Source organism: Vibrio sp. 10N.222.55.B11, from assembly GCF_041473705.1.
GTDB lineage: Bacteria > Pseudomonadota > Gammaproteobacteria > Enterobacterales > Vibrionaceae > Vibrio > Vibrio crassostreae_C.
Window position 1 is genome coordinate 44,493 of record NZ_JBFRST010000003.1, and the last position, 14,015, is coordinate 58,507.

Annotated in this window: 11 protein-coding genes; 4 read left to right on the forward strand and 7 right to left on the reverse strand. The window is 44.1% G+C overall.

The genetic code is table 11. From position 1 onward, the window contains the following. Positions 1-59: 59 nt before the first annotated feature. Positions 60-689 (reverse strand): 23S rRNA (uridine(2552)-2'-O)-methyltransferase RlmE, encoded by a 630-nt coding sequence (rlmE, locus tag AB4503_RS00615; protein WP_017059396.1) that lies wholly within the window; start codon positions 687-689, stop codon positions 60-62. Between the two features lie 114 nt (positions 690-803). Between rlmE and yhbY the strand changes: the two genes are divergently transcribed. Beyond that, a complete protein-coding gene (gene yhbY, locus AB4503_RS00620; protein WP_004738252.1) occupies positions 804-1,100 on the forward strand; it encodes a ribosome assembly RNA-binding protein YhbY in 297 nt (98 codons plus the stop codon). 126 nt (positions 1,101-1,226) lie between these two features. Here the strand turns inward: yhbY and greA are convergent, their stop codons facing one another. Further along, positions 1,227-1,700: a transcription elongation factor GreA gene (gene greA / locus AB4503_RS00625; protein ID WP_008222155.1), complete on the reverse strand. Its 474-nt coding sequence runs from the start codon at positions 1,698-1,700 to the stop codon at positions 1,227-1,229. A 513-nt stretch (positions 1,701-2,213) separates the two neighbouring features. Between greA and AB4503_RS00630 the strand changes: the two genes are divergently transcribed. Both AB4503_RS00630 and dacB read left to right on the forward strand, forming a co-directional pair. Next, positions 2,214-3,242 carry a porin gene (locus AB4503_RS00630; RefSeq protein WP_372113353.1) on the forward strand — a complete coding sequence of 343 codons (1,029 nt, stop codon included), beginning with the start codon at positions 2,214-2,216 and terminating at the stop codon, positions 3,240-3,242. A 111-nt stretch (positions 3,243-3,353) separates the two neighbouring features. Beyond that, positions 3,354-4,781: a serine-type D-Ala-D-Ala carboxypeptidase gene (dacB, locus tag AB4503_RS00635; protein WP_372113355.1), complete on the forward strand. Its 1,428-nt coding sequence runs from the start codon at positions 3,354-3,356 to the stop codon at positions 4,779-4,781. A gap of 125 nt (positions 4,782-4,906) precedes the next feature. Here the strand turns inward: dacB and AB4503_RS00640 are convergent, their stop codons facing one another. Next, positions 4,907-5,752 (reverse strand): magnesium transporter, encoded by an 846-nt coding sequence (locus AB4503_RS00640; RefSeq protein ID WP_017059400.1) that lies wholly within the window; start codon positions 5,750-5,752, stop codon positions 4,907-4,909. Between the two features lie 399 nt (positions 5,753-6,151). Next, positions 6,152-7,339: a tyrosine--tRNA ligase gene (gene tyrS, locus AB4503_RS00645; RefSeq protein WP_372098446.1), complete on the reverse strand. Its 1,188-nt coding sequence runs from the start codon at positions 7,337-7,339 to the stop codon at positions 6,152-6,154. Between the two features lie 129 nt (positions 7,340-7,468). Here tyrS and AB4503_RS00650 point away from each other — a divergent pair, with 129 nt between their 5' ends. Beyond that, positions 7,469-8,758, forward strand: a complete 1,290-nt coding sequence (locus AB4503_RS00650; protein WP_065584911.1) for a peptidoglycan DD-metalloendopeptidase family protein — start codon at positions 7,469-7,471, stop codon at positions 8,756-8,758. A gap of 84 nt (positions 8,759-8,842) precedes the next feature. Here the strand turns inward: AB4503_RS00650 and AB4503_RS00655 are convergent, their stop codons facing one another. The 3 genes from AB4503_RS00655 to erpA all read right to left on the reverse strand — a co-directional run bounded on the left by AB4503_RS00655 (position 8,843) and on the right by erpA (position 13,753). Then, positions 8,843-11,935 carry an efflux RND transporter permease subunit gene (locus AB4503_RS00655; protein WP_372113357.1) on the reverse strand — a complete coding sequence of 1,031 codons (3,093 nt, stop codon included), beginning with the start codon at positions 11,933-11,935 and terminating at the stop codon, positions 8,843-8,845. Between the two features lie 10 nt (positions 11,936-11,945). Continuing rightward, entirely contained in the window at positions 11,946-13,070 is a 1,125-nt protein-coding gene (locus tag AB4503_RS00660) for an efflux RND transporter periplasmic adaptor subunit (RefSeq protein WP_372113359.1), read from the reverse strand. A 341-nt stretch (positions 13,071-13,411) separates the two neighbouring features. Next, positions 13,412-13,753 (reverse strand): iron-sulfur cluster insertion protein ErpA, encoded by a 342-nt coding sequence (gene erpA / locus AB4503_RS00665; protein WP_004734539.1) that lies wholly within the window; start codon positions 13,751-13,753, stop codon positions 13,412-13,414. Positions 13,754-14,015 lie beyond the last annotated feature (262 nt).

Sequence of the window (14,015 nt, forward strand, 5' to 3'; positions counted from 1 at the left end):
GGTACTACAGTTTGTAACCTGTAGCCATGTTGTTAACTCTCACTCTTGGAAGAGAATCGTTAACCTTTGTAACCAGTGGCTACGATAAACACTTCACGAGATCGAGCTCGAGAAGAGTCGGGTTTTCTAACTTTTACTGTTTTAAACATCTCGCGGACGTCCTTAACGTATTGGTCAAACCCTTCGCCTTGGAATACTTTTACAACAAAACTACCATTGGTAGCTAGAACTTGTCGACACATATCCAAAGCTAATTCAACTAAATACATAGCTCTTGGCTGATCCACAGAATTGTTGCCTGCTATATTAGGTGCCATATCTGACATCACGACATCAACCATGTTTGGTTGTATACGTTCCAACAAGGCATCTAGCACAGCTTCTTCGCGGAAATCGCCTTGTAAAAAGCTAACACCAGCAATCGGATCCATTGGTAACAAGTCACACGCAATGATTTGTCCGTTGTCTCCAACAATCTTAGCAGCATATTGAGACCAACCGCCAGGTGCTGCACCCAAATCCACAATGGTCATCCCAGGAGACAGCAATTTATCTTTCGTTTGAATCTCTTCCATTTTGAAATAAGCACGTGAGCGATAGCCTTTCTTTCTTGCTTCGTTTGCGTACTTGTCGTCGAAGTGTTCCTTCAACCAACGGCCTGAACTGGCCGAGTGTTTCTGTTTGCTCATTGGATACCTAAAGTGGAGGAAAGTACTAATTGCCGAATAAATTATAGTCTTCAGCATTAGATGGCGTTAAAATAGGTTTTTTCAACCCTAATAGTAAAGAAAATTGGCCGCGTAATGAACCTAAGTACCAAACAAAAGCAGCATCTAAAGGGCCTAGCTCACAGTTTAAAACCTGTAGTGCTAATGGGCGCAAATGGACTTACTGAAGCTGTTCTAGCGGAAATCGAATTAGCTCTAGATCACCACGAACTGATCAAAATTAAAGTTGCATCAGAAGACCGTGAAACTAAGCAGCTGATTATCGATGCAATTGTACGTGAAACTAAAGCTGAGAAAGTACAGACTATCGGTAAAGTTCTAGTACTGTTCCGTCAGTCAGAAGCACGTAAAATCGAGATTCCACGTAAATAAGTTAGCCATATAATAAGCTAGCTTCACAAAGGGATAGCCAGTGCGCTTATCTTTTAGTGTAGCGTGAGAAACGAAAAAGGTCGCATTTAGCGACCTTTTTACTTATCAGAAACAAAGAAAATTCAATTAGATATATTCTACTTTGTCAATTTCGTAATCTTTATCACCGCCAGGAGTCGAAATCATCACTTCGTCGCCTTCCATCTTGCCGATAAGACCACGAGCAATTGGTGACTTCACTGAGATACGGCCAGTTTTGATATCGGCTTCGTCTTCAGAAACGATTTGGTAACGGTACTCTTCGTCTGTATCAACATCAATCAGAGTGACTGTTGTACCAAAGATAATCTTACCCGTGTTTTCCATTTGGGTTACATCGATGATCTGAGCTAGAGATAGCTTGTATTCGATATCACGGATTTGAGCTTCACAGATACCTTGCTCTTCACGAGCGGCGTGGTATTCAGCATTCTCTTTTAAGTCACCTAGTTCACGTGCTTCACCAATAGCTGCTGAGATAACAGGGCGTAGCTTAAGTAGGCGATCTAATTCATCACGTAGCTGCTGAGCGCCACGTACTGTCATTGGAACCTTTTCCATTTTTTACCTCTATGCCAAAACTTTCTTTGGCGAACATAAATACACCCAACGTATTTATTGGGTAGTAGAAACAAAACGATTTGGCTTAGTGTAAACAAACTTTATGGCTAAATCATCTTTATTCCACTTTGCGTTATAAAAGCTGTATCTAGGTCTAAATTACAGACATCACAAAAATGAATAATAACGACCTAATCAATAAGACAGCAAATAAATACCTAAAAAAACAAAAAACAAACAAAATAAACGCAGATCACACTTTTATAAAAGACACTTTAAAACAACAACTTAAATAACAACAAATATAATAAAACAGTGTTCATTTTTTAGTTTTATATCATTTTACTAACTGACTATGGAACTTTAGAGGTAAAAAGTAACCCATGGATTGCACTGGCATTTTTCAGACTTCTGTTCTAATCATGGTTATGAAGCCTGATTAATACAGGCAATACACAAAAGGGTTCAAATCCTTGATAAAACTTCTATGGACAGTAATTAGGAAATAATAACATGAACAAGACTATGATCGCGCTTGCTGTATCTGCTGCAGCTCTTGCTACTAACGCAGTAGCAGCGGACGGTAAACAAGCTGGTGGTATCGACGGCACTTCTGTATACAGCTCTAACGGCACTTCTCTAGAGATCGGTGGTCGTGCTGAAGCTCGTCTATCTCTAAAAGACGGCAAAGCTGAAGACAAAACACGTGTACGTCTTAACTTCCTAGGTAAAGTTGAAATCCAAGACGGCCTATACGGTGTTGGTTTCTACGAAGGTGAATACGAAGCTAACGATAGCAGCGCAACTAACAGCGACTCTATTGATCACCGTTACACTTACGCAGGTCTAGGCGGTACATTCGGTGAAGTTACTTACGGTAAAAACGACGGTGCGCTAGGCGTAATCACAGACTTCACGGATATCATGTCTTACCACGGTAACTCAGCGGCATACAAAATTGCAGCTGCTGACCGTACAGACAACATGCTTTCTTACAAAGGTGAATTCCAAGACCTAGCTGTTAAAGCAAGCTACCGTTTCGCTGACCGTTCTGAAACTGCAGCAGGCGACTTCACTGACAACAACGAAGATGGCTACTCTCTATCTGGTATCTACTCAATCGGCGACTCTGGCTTTAAGCTAGGTGCTGGTTACGCTGATCAAGACGAGCAAAACGAATACATGCTAGCAGCTTCTTACCGCACTGAAGCTCTATACTTTGCTGGTACGTTCACAGACGGTGAGCTAGCGAAGAAGAACGGTGATTACACTGGCTACGAATTCGCAACAGCATACACACTAGAAAAAACAGCATTCACGCTAACGTACAACAACGCAGAAACTGACGGTGAAACTTCAGCTGACAACGTTGCAATCGATGCGACTTACTACTTCAAGCCTAACTTCCGTACGTACATCTCGTACAACTTCAACCTAATCTCTGAAGGTGACAAGCTAGGTTCTGTTGGTCTTGTTAACGGTACTGCATCTAAAGCAGACGCTGAAGACGAGCTAGCTCTAGGTCTACGTTACGACTTCTAATTCTGATTACCTAATGATTCATTAGTTAATTGAGAATCAAAACGCCCGCTCTCTAGCGGGCGTTTTTTATATCTGTATACTGAAAACATCAGCCATCCAAGACAATCTTCTATGCGCCTTCTATCCACACTACTGCTATGTAGTTTTTCCATTAGCGCTTTATCTGTTAACGCATACGCCCCGCTAGATACACTGCCCGATGGTAGTAGTACGAGTTTGATCATCAAATCGTTAAGCAATGGTTCAAGCGAGCTTAATACCAATAGCGATGACTTTTATCCACCAGCCAGCACGTTAAAACTGGTGACGGCTTTAGCGGCTAAATTAGAGCTGGGCGACAACTTTCATTACATCACCAGCATTGTTCGTTCTGGCAATGATTCGATCATTTCATTTAGCGGTGACCCAACACTACAACGTGAACAGCTAAAAAGCCTGTTAGCTCAGTATGCTAAGTCTCAATCCAGAACCATCAAGGGCAACTTATACCTAGATAACTCGACTTTTACGGGCTATCAGCGAGCGGTGGGTTGGCCTTGGGACATTCTAGGGGTTTGTTACAGCGCGCCTTCTAGTGCAATGACCTTAGACAGCAACTGCGCACAAGCCTCTATTTATACAAAAGGTAATGGCAGCACTCGCGTTTATATTCCCGCTCACTATCCGATAGACGTGACGACCACCGCTGCCACGGTAACTCGCTCTGGGCAGAAGGCGACACAATGCGACTTGGAACTCATCACCACACCAGATAACGCTTACAAGCTCTCTGGTTGCTTGGTTGAGCGCAAAAAGCCACTGCCACTTAAGTTCGCCATTCAAAATCCAGAACTTTACACCTATCAAGTTGTTGCATCGCTTCTTGAAGAACTGAAAATAGAAGTAAAAGGTGATGTGATTATTGGTAAAAAAGAGAAAGCAGACAAAACCACGTTAGTCGCTAGTCACAACTCAGAAAAGCTTCCTGAACTGCTCGATATCATGCTCAAGAAGTCGGATAACCTTATCGCAGATAATCTAACTAAAACGCTAGGAGCCACATTTTATGTTCAACCAGGCAGTTTCAATAACGGTACTGAAGCGATAAAGCAGATATTGCTGACCAAGGCTAATATTGACCTCAGTAAAGCGCAGCTCGTCGATGGTTCAGGGCTATCTAGAAATAACCGAATGAGGTCACAGACCATGGCTCAAGTGCTTCGTTATATCTGGGAAAACGATCAACAGCTCAACCTAATTGAGGCTATGCCTACATCAGGTGTAAATGGAACGCTCAAGTACCGTCCAAGCATGAGAAAAGCACCGATTCAGGGCAACATCACAGCCAAAAGTGGTTCTTTGTACGGAACGTACAACATGGCGGGATATGGTTTAGATGAGTCCGGGAAACCAAACTCTTTGTTTGTGCAGTTTATTCGTGATTACTTCCCTGAAGAGCAAGATCCAGACAGACCGGTAGAGGCTCCAATCACCCAGTTTGAGCGTGCTTTCTACAAAGATGTAGTTGAGTTCAGTCAAACACAAAGCAAATCGAAGTAATGTTTGGCTCTGTGTAAACTTCTACTCAAACAATAAAAATGGCGCTGAAGACCTTCAATCTGCAGCGCCATTTTTGTTTCTCAGATGTATTTAGCTATTTTTATAGGTGCCTATTTTTATAGGAGCTAAGCGATACCGAGGAATGAGTTAACCACGGTGAAGTAGATCCACATTCCTGAGATATCAACTATGGAAGCAAGCACTGGGCTCACTAGCACTGCAGGGTCCAACTTGAACAAACGAGCCACGATAGGCAACCCGCCGCCAAGAACCGTCGATATTGTCACCTGAATAAACAGAGCAACAGCGATAGCAAAGGCAATCATGTTAATGTCGTAACCACCAGTAGACTGGTTTTCACTGAACAGCAAGATACGTCCAATCATTACCGCGGCAATCGCCAGTGCTAAACAAATAGCCACTCTAAACTCTTTCCATAGAACATTGGCCCACTGACGTTTTTTCAATTCACCAGTGGCTAAGGCTCTAATCACCAAAGTAGCGGCTTGTGTTCCCGTGTTACCTCCCGCTGCAGCGATAACTGGCATATAGATAGCCAGCAGTACCAACTGGCTTAGGATATCTTCGTACTGAGCGATGATAAGACCAGAAACGATACCTAGCAGTGCCAGCGCAATAATCCAACCGATACGCTGTCTAACATGGCTTAATACACCTGTAGAAAGGTACCCCTGTTGAGGCTCAACCTCTGAATAGATTAGCCCTAGTTGGTGAGCTAGATGTCGCGAACGCTTTTCAAAGCCTTGCTCCTCTAACTCACTAAGTAGAGCTTGAATCGTACTTAGAGAGCATTGCCCTAATACAAGTACTGCATCTTCAAGCGGCATACAGTTGAGAAGCCTAACTTGCTGCTCACGCCCGTATTGCTGAAATGCATTCGATACAGCTTGGATGTCTTGCTCTGAGTACAGAGCTTCAATAGATAAAAAAGTGTTGTTCATTACCGTCATGGCGAATCTCCCGATTGGCAAAGGTAACGACCATCAAAACAAATAGCATAAGTTTATAGATTTATAGATTTATGGATTTATGCGCACCAAGAGCTGAAAGCTACTGGTGTGTCTACTTGTTAGAATCTAGTGTGTGGAAAAGAATGAGGGGGAAAAACAAAGATACCCTACCCGAACGGCAGGACAATAGATCAATACCGAGACGGGTTATTCTTCTCCATTCAAACTAGGAGGATGGTCGGTATTGTTCATAAAAATCTCCAGAATTACTGTCAATATGACAGCGCGCATAGTGTAGCAATAGCCGTTCAAAAACTTCGTCAAATTCCTGTCAATAAATAGGGGTCAATAAAAAAGGCATCCGTAGATGCCTTTTCGTTAAATCATTGAGATTTAATATTACTTAATAGTAATACGAGCAAACTTACGCTTACCTACTTGGTAAACGGCAGTACCTGCTTCAGGCACGAATTTGCTGTCTTCAATCTTCTCGCCTTCAAGCTTAGCAGCGCCTTGCTTGATCATACGCATCGCATCAGAAGTCGAGTTTACAAGACCCGCTTCTTTTAGAACGTTAGCAATTGGTAGACCCGCTTCGAATTCGAACTCAGGCATATCATCTGGCACTTGGTTTTTAGCAAAGCGGTTAACGAACTCTTGCTCTGCTGCATCAGCATCTGCTTCACTGTGGAAACGAGCAATGATCTCTTTAGCCAGAAGTACTTTAACGTCACGTGGGTTTTTACCCGCTTCAACACCAGCTTTCAGCTCTGCCACTTCTTCAAGTGGACGGAAAGACAGTAGCTCGTAGTAGCTCCACATTAGATCGTCAGAGATAGACATGATCTTACCAAACATCTCGCTTGGTGCTTCGCTGATACCGATATAGTTATGCGCAGACTTAGACATCTTCTTAACACCGTCTAGACCAACAAGTAGTGGCATCATCAGTACCGCTTGTGGTTTTTGACCTGCCGCTTTTTGCAGTTCACGACCCATTAGAAGGTTAAACTTCTGGTCAGTACCGCCAAGCTCAACGTCGCTCTCTAGTGCAACAGAGTCGTGACCTTGTAGAAGTGGGTACATGAATTCGTGGATTGCGATCGGTTGACCACCAGCGTAACGCTTTTTGAAGTCATCACGCTCAAGCATACGAGCAACAGTTTGGTTAGAAGCAAGACGAATCATGCCTTCAGCGCCAAGCTCAGATAGCCATTCAGAGTTGAAACGAATTTGCGTCTTCGCAGGATCTAGAATCTTGAATACTTGCTCTTTGTAAGTTTCAGCATTCTTCAATACGTCTTCGCGGCTTAGCGGTGGACGTGTTGAGTTTTTACCTGATGGGTCACCAACCATAGCAGTGAAATCACCGATAAGGAATGTCACTTCATGACCAAGCTCTTGGAAAGCACGAAGCTTGTTAAAGATAACCGTATGGCCTAGGTGGATATCTGGAGCTGTTGGATCGGCACCCAGCTTAATGCGTAAAGGACGACCTTCTTTTAGTTTTGCAATCAGTTCGTCTTCTGGAATCAGTTCTTCTACGCCACGTTTGATCTCGGCTAGTGCAGCTTCAATACTCGCCATTCTTGTTCACTCCCACAGATTTGGCAAAAATACATTAATTAGACATCTTACTTGAATAGCGATGTATTTTGAAACCAGTTACACTATTCCGTCGTCGATTTTCATAATATTTACAGAACGAACCGGAACATGTTGTCTATTTTTGCACGCCTTCCTATTTTGCACCGGGCTTTTATCGCATTTTTTAGTGCCATAATTTTCGTCGCGATTTTCTTACTCCCCGACGTCAACAGTTTGCGTGACGATTCGGGCGCTTTAGTTGTGGGAAAACATTACCCACTGACTATCAATGCCTCTGCACTTATTAGCTCAAGTGACGCTCCACCGACGGCAGTGCTCAATTGGGAGAAATACACCGTTCGCTCTGGCGAAAGCACCTCTGTTTTATTTGAACGTATTGGCCTCTCATACCGTCTGCTGATCACGCTACTCAATACCAATAATGATATTAAGAAGCAGCTGTCTAACCTAAGACCTGGTGATGTCTTGCAGTTCGGCTTTGATGAAAACAACGACCTTATTCAGTTAAAACGACAACTTAGTGCGTTTGAAAGCTTCAAGATCACTAAATCTGGCGATTCTTTCTCATCAAGTTTCGACAAAAAAGAAGTGGTATACCAATACAATTATGCCGAAGCCAACATCACCTCTAACTTCTGGAACGCTGGCGTCAGCGCAGGTTTAACCGCAAACCAAATTATGGAACTGGCCGGCATCTTCGGTTGGGATATCGACTTTGCGTTAGATATTCGTAAGAACGACAGCTTCAAAATCTTATACCAAGAGAAAGTGGTTGAAGGTGAAGTAGTTGGTCGCGGTAAGATCATGGCAGCCGTGTTCAAAAACCAAGGCGATTCATTTACCGCGGTATTGGATGATAAAAGCGGCAACTACTTCGATGAAAATGGTCGAGCAATGAAGAAAGCGTTCTTGCGCTCACCAATTGATTTTCGTCGCGTAACATCGAACTTTAACCCTACCAGGAGACACCCAGTAACCGGTAAGATTCGAGCTCACCGCGGTACTGACTACGCAGCCCCTGTTGGCACGCCTATCTGGGCAGCCGGTGACGGTATTGTTCAGAAGTCAGGTTACAACCAATTCAATGGTAACTACGTGTTCATCCGCCACAGCAACACCTACATCACCAAGTACCTGCACATGAAGCGACGTATGGTGAAAACCGGTCAGCGCGTAAAACAAGGCCAAACCATTGGTACTTTGGGCGGTACAGGCCGTGTGACTGGCCCGCACTTACATTATGAATTCTTGGTTAATGGCGTACATAAAAATGCGCGTACCGTGAAATTGCCTCAATCCAAGTCGTTAACTGGTAAAGCAAAAGCAACCTTTATTGCCAACTCAGAGATTCGATTAAGAAACCTTGAGCGATACGGTCAGTTACTAGCGACTAACTAGGCGTTTGTAGCTTCACTGCAAAATAGAAAAATGCAAAGAGCGCCCATCAAGGCGCTCTTTTTTATGCTCACATACCACAACTAGCTACTGTTTTTCAGGTTTGTTGTTCCGTCCAAGCATTAACAAACAAGGGGTTAATACTAAAGTCAGCACCGTGGCAAACGCCAAACCACCAGCAATAGCGGTCGCAAGCTGTGACCACCATTGTGTACTTGGCGCGCCAAACTCTATCTTTTGATTAATCAGGTCGATGTTCATCTCTAACACCATCGGCATTAAACCTAAGATAGTCGTAACCGTCGTGAGCATTACTGGCCTTAAACGCTGAACACCGGTTCTTAGAATCGCATCTCGCTTGTCCAAGCCTCTTTTGATGAGCTGATTATAAGTATCAATCAACACGATGTTGTTGTTCACGACTATGCCGGCGAGCGCTATTACCCCAATTCCCGACATCACAATGCCAAACGGACGTTGGAAGATCAGTAAGCCAACGAACACGCCAACGGTCGAAAACAATACAGCACTCAGAATCAAAAACGCTTGATAGAAGCTATTGAACTGAGTAATCAGAATCAAAGCCATTACCGCCAAAGCAACCAAGAAAGCACTTTGTAAAAAGGCTGACGAGTTTTCTTGTTCTTCGTTTTGACCACGGATGCGAAATTCCACGCTACTCGGCAGCCCTAGCTCACTCAATGCTTGTTCAATCTTTGGTAGTTCGAGAGCAAGGTTATACCCTTCTTCCATATCCGCCATGATGTTCACCACACGCTTGCCATCAAGGCGTTTAATGGTGTCTTGCTTATGGTCGGGAACGATCTGAGCGAAATTAGTAATAGGTACTAAACCTGCTGGCGTTTTCACCCTAAGCTGGTCGAAGCGCCCGATATCACGCTTATCATTAGGGTAGCGCACCAAGATATCGACCTCTTCTGAAGAGTCATCGGGCAGATAATCACCAATCTTGAGACCATTAGTCACGAATTGAACGGTATTACCCACTAAGGTCGCATCAGCTGCAAAGCGCGCAGCATCGTCGCGGCGAATATCCACCTTCCAATCGATGCCATCGTTACTCGCAGTATCGCTGATATTGGTCAGTGCTTTATTTCCATCAGCCCAACCTCTCACAATTTTTGCAGCCTGATTGAGCTGCTCTGGAGTTCTTGCCGACAGCTCAATCACTAAGTCATTTTCAACCGGAGGCCCAGCATCAGGGAACTTGTATTCAATCTCGACACCAGCGTATTGATCGGTTTGTACCTTCAACTCATCAATAATCGCCTTAACGCTGCGTCGATATTGCCAGTCAACAGGCGTAATTGAGATCAAACCAATCTGGTCGTCACCACCAGTACGCGTGTAAACGGTATCGAACTCATCATGATTGAGCATCATCAGTTCAATATCACGCATGATGTCATCCTTTTCTTGGATAGACAGATCCCCATGCGAGCGAACTTTGACATTAAAGAATGGCGGATCAACTTCTGGGAAGAACTCTGCACCTAGACCCGCTTTTGAATAAGTAAAACCAACTGCAACCGCGAGCAGTGCCGCACTGAACAAAATCTTAAAGGGGTGTTTAATCGCTAAAGAAAGCGTGTGGTAGTAAGCCTTGGTTAAACCAGTAGCCTGTGAAAAGTCACCATTATGCAGTGCGACCATTCGAGCTTGGCTTTTAGACGATACGTATTGAGGTTTGCCAATCAAACCGCCCAGCACGGGCACAAACAACAACGCCATGATCAATGATGCAGTTAAAGTCGCGATCAGAGTTAGTGGTAAGAACTTCATAAATTCGCCCGTCACATCAGGCCAAAACAGTAACGGAGCAAATGCGGCTAAGGTTGTGGCAGTCGATGCGGTTATTGGCCACGCCATCCGTTTCGCTGCATCTCGGTAAGCGGCTTTGCGCCCTTCACCCTCTTGCATTCGCCTGTCTGCAAATTCGGTCACCACAATCGCACCGTCTACTAGCATCCCCACCGCCATAATCAGAGAGAACAGCACTACGATGTTGACGGTTAAGCCAAACACCGAAAGAACCAATAACCCGGTTAGGAATGAGCCTGGAATGGAAATACCCACTAACAAAGCGGTACGCACACCAAGAATCGCGATGATAACGATCACCACCAGAATAATGGCGGATAAGATATTGTTTTGCAGATCATTAAGCATGATCTTCACATCTTTAGATTCATCCCAGGTGTATTTGACCAACAGGTTATTTGGCCATTCCGCTTGCTGCTGAGCACCAGCCATTACTGCCTTGACTAGCTCAACGGTTTCAATGATGTTTTCACCCGCTCGCTTCTTTATATCCAAGACAACCGCGGATTTGCCATCTAAACGGGCAAAGCTTTCAGGATCTCGAAACGCTCGGCGAACCGTAGCGACATCGCCAAAAGTGACCACCTGCTTGCCATCCACTTTAATAGGCAACTCAAGCACGTCTTTTAAGGAGTTAAATACCGAAGGGACTTTGACAGAAAAACGTCCGTAGCCAGTATCAACAAAACCTGCGGCCACCACTCGATTGTTCAGAGCGATCAGATTATAGATATCCGCTTGATCTAAGCTGTAGCTCTCCATCAATAACGGATCGACAATGATCTCGACGATGTCAGCGCGATCGCCCGCAATATCGACTTCAAGGATTTGGCGATAGCTTTCTAATTTGTCTCCAAGCTCTCGGGCAATTTGCACTATGGTGCGCTCAGGAACGGTACCGAATAGCACAACAGACAAAACAGGTTGCTCAGAAGCCAGCGTCACCTCATTTACGGTCGGTTCGTCACTGTCTTCTGGTAGTTTTGGTTTAGCCAGATCAACCGCGTCACGCACATCGGCCATTGCTTTGGTGAGATCGACGCCAACATTAAACTCCAACACAACAGAGGCATGCCCTTCTGCTGCGGTTGCTGTCATCTCTTTTACGCCTTCAATCGACCTCAGCTCTTGCTCAATAGGTCGAACCAATAAACGTTCTGCATCCGTTGGCGAGATCCCTTGGTGCCCGACCGAAACATAGATAATTGGGATGGTAATGTCTGGGCTCGATTCCTTAGGTATCGTGATATAGGTGACGACACCGGCTACAAGGATTAACGCTAAAAGGGAGAGCATTGTTCGAGCACGAGACAAGGCTGCATCAATAATTGAATACATCGGTTATCTCCTACTCTGCGGTTACGTTAGAGAGTTCAGCGACTTGCTCAACAGCAATCACCGAATCACCATCACGCACAAACCCTTGGCCTACTGTGATGATATCGACGCGTTGACCTAGCCCCGTGAGCCACACTCCATCTTGTTCGGCCTTTACTAGCTGAATGCCTACAAACTTCACCGTTGGTGAGTCATCGACTGAAACCAAGGTTTTGACCCCTAGGTTACCCGCCTCATCCAATGCTAGCATCGCCGGTGTTATCTTTATTGCATCTCTTGTTTCTAGGTTGAGTTTAACTTCGGCACTGACACCTGCTGGTAATAGGCCTTTAGAGTTATCGATTTCTATCTCGATTGGGAAGGTATTAGTAGCAACAGAAGAGATACGAGAAACATAGCGTAAACGGCCTTCCGCTTCTTCTCGCCCTAACAAACGAACCAAAGCAGATTGATTGACTAGCAAATGTTGGATATGACGCTCACTGACATCCGCCTCAATAACCAAAGGATCGAGGTCAATCACGCCAGCAACAGGATCGCCAACACTAACGAAATCACCGAGCTCCACCATCAAATCTTGAACCACACCCGAAAAAGGCGAAGTAATCACAGTATTCTTTAAAGCCAATTCCGCATTGCGCATCATGGCTTTTGCTTCTGTTAATGAAGCCTCAGCTGTGGTGTAGGCGATTTCACCTTGCAGTCCTCTTTTCTTCAGTGACTGCGCCGCTTTGAACTCTTTCTGCTTCAAGCGATATAACGCAGATGCTCGCTCTAGTTGAATCTCTAAATCACCCTTATCTATCTGGGCAATGGCTTGTCCTGCTTTAACCATCCCCCCCTTAACAACATTCAATCTGACAATCTTACCCGCGACTTCTGCACCTAGACGAGCATGCCTATCGGGCGCCGTTCTTCCATAGAGATCAATCGTTTTAAAGGTCGGTGATGAGGTGAAGGTTTGAAAGGAAACCTTAGCCAGCGGAATTTCTGTTGCCTTTTTTTCAGGTGACTCTTCTGCTTGCCCTACGCCTAAACCAAGCCAGATCGACAATAAAATCACAAGAGCAAGTGAAACTAACCAAGGCTGCGTGAACTTTTGAGAAAGCGATGAGCCAGAAAAGTGAGTAGACATACCAAATCCTTTTGTGCCATGTGGTTTAGGTGTGCGATTTTATTGCACAACGTAATGTACAACATCCTGATGCACAAAGAGTTACCTTAACAGAGCAACACCGATCGAAGTTGGACGCTATCGACAATTTAAAAAATATGGCGTTTACTATAATTCAAACTGATGAGATAAATATTACACATCGAATTTGTAAATATTTTCATAAGCTAAACGAATTGAATAGATTAGCTTACTCTCTGTTTTATATAATGATTTTCTTATAAACAAAAACGCCGAACATAAGTTCGGCGTTTACAGTATTTCCAAGATAACTTTTAACTCAAGTTAACTTTCGAGCCAGCCTATACGCTAAATGATGCGCCACAACCACATGTTGTTGTTGCATTAGGGTTGTTTACAAAGAAACGTGCGCCTTCTAGGCCTTCAGTGTAATCAACCATGCCGCCCATTAAGTACTGTAGGCTCATAGGGTCAACAACTAGCGTTACACCGCTGTTTACAATCGTAGTGTCGCCATCATTTACTTTTTCATCAAATGTGAAGCCGTATTGGAAGCCACTACAACCACCACCTGTAATGTATACACGTAGTTTTAGTTCTGGGTTTTCTTCTTCAGCAATTAGCGTTTGTACGCGGGTAGCTGCTGCATCAGAAAAAGACAATGGGATATTTACTTCGCTCACGACAACCTCTCTTACCTGTGTCAAAAACAACATGATACAAATCTAATTCGAGACCATAGTTGTTGAGTATTTTCTTATATTCTGATGATTATCTAATACCTGACTGAAACGTTCAAGTATTCACCACCGGATCGGTCCTTTTACTGCTGTAAACTCGCTAATATCTAACAATTAAAACGTGTAACCACACAAAACAACCAGATTCGGGTGATTATCTGGGCGAAAGCATTCCTACTTGGATTGTGGATAGGTACAATGCGTG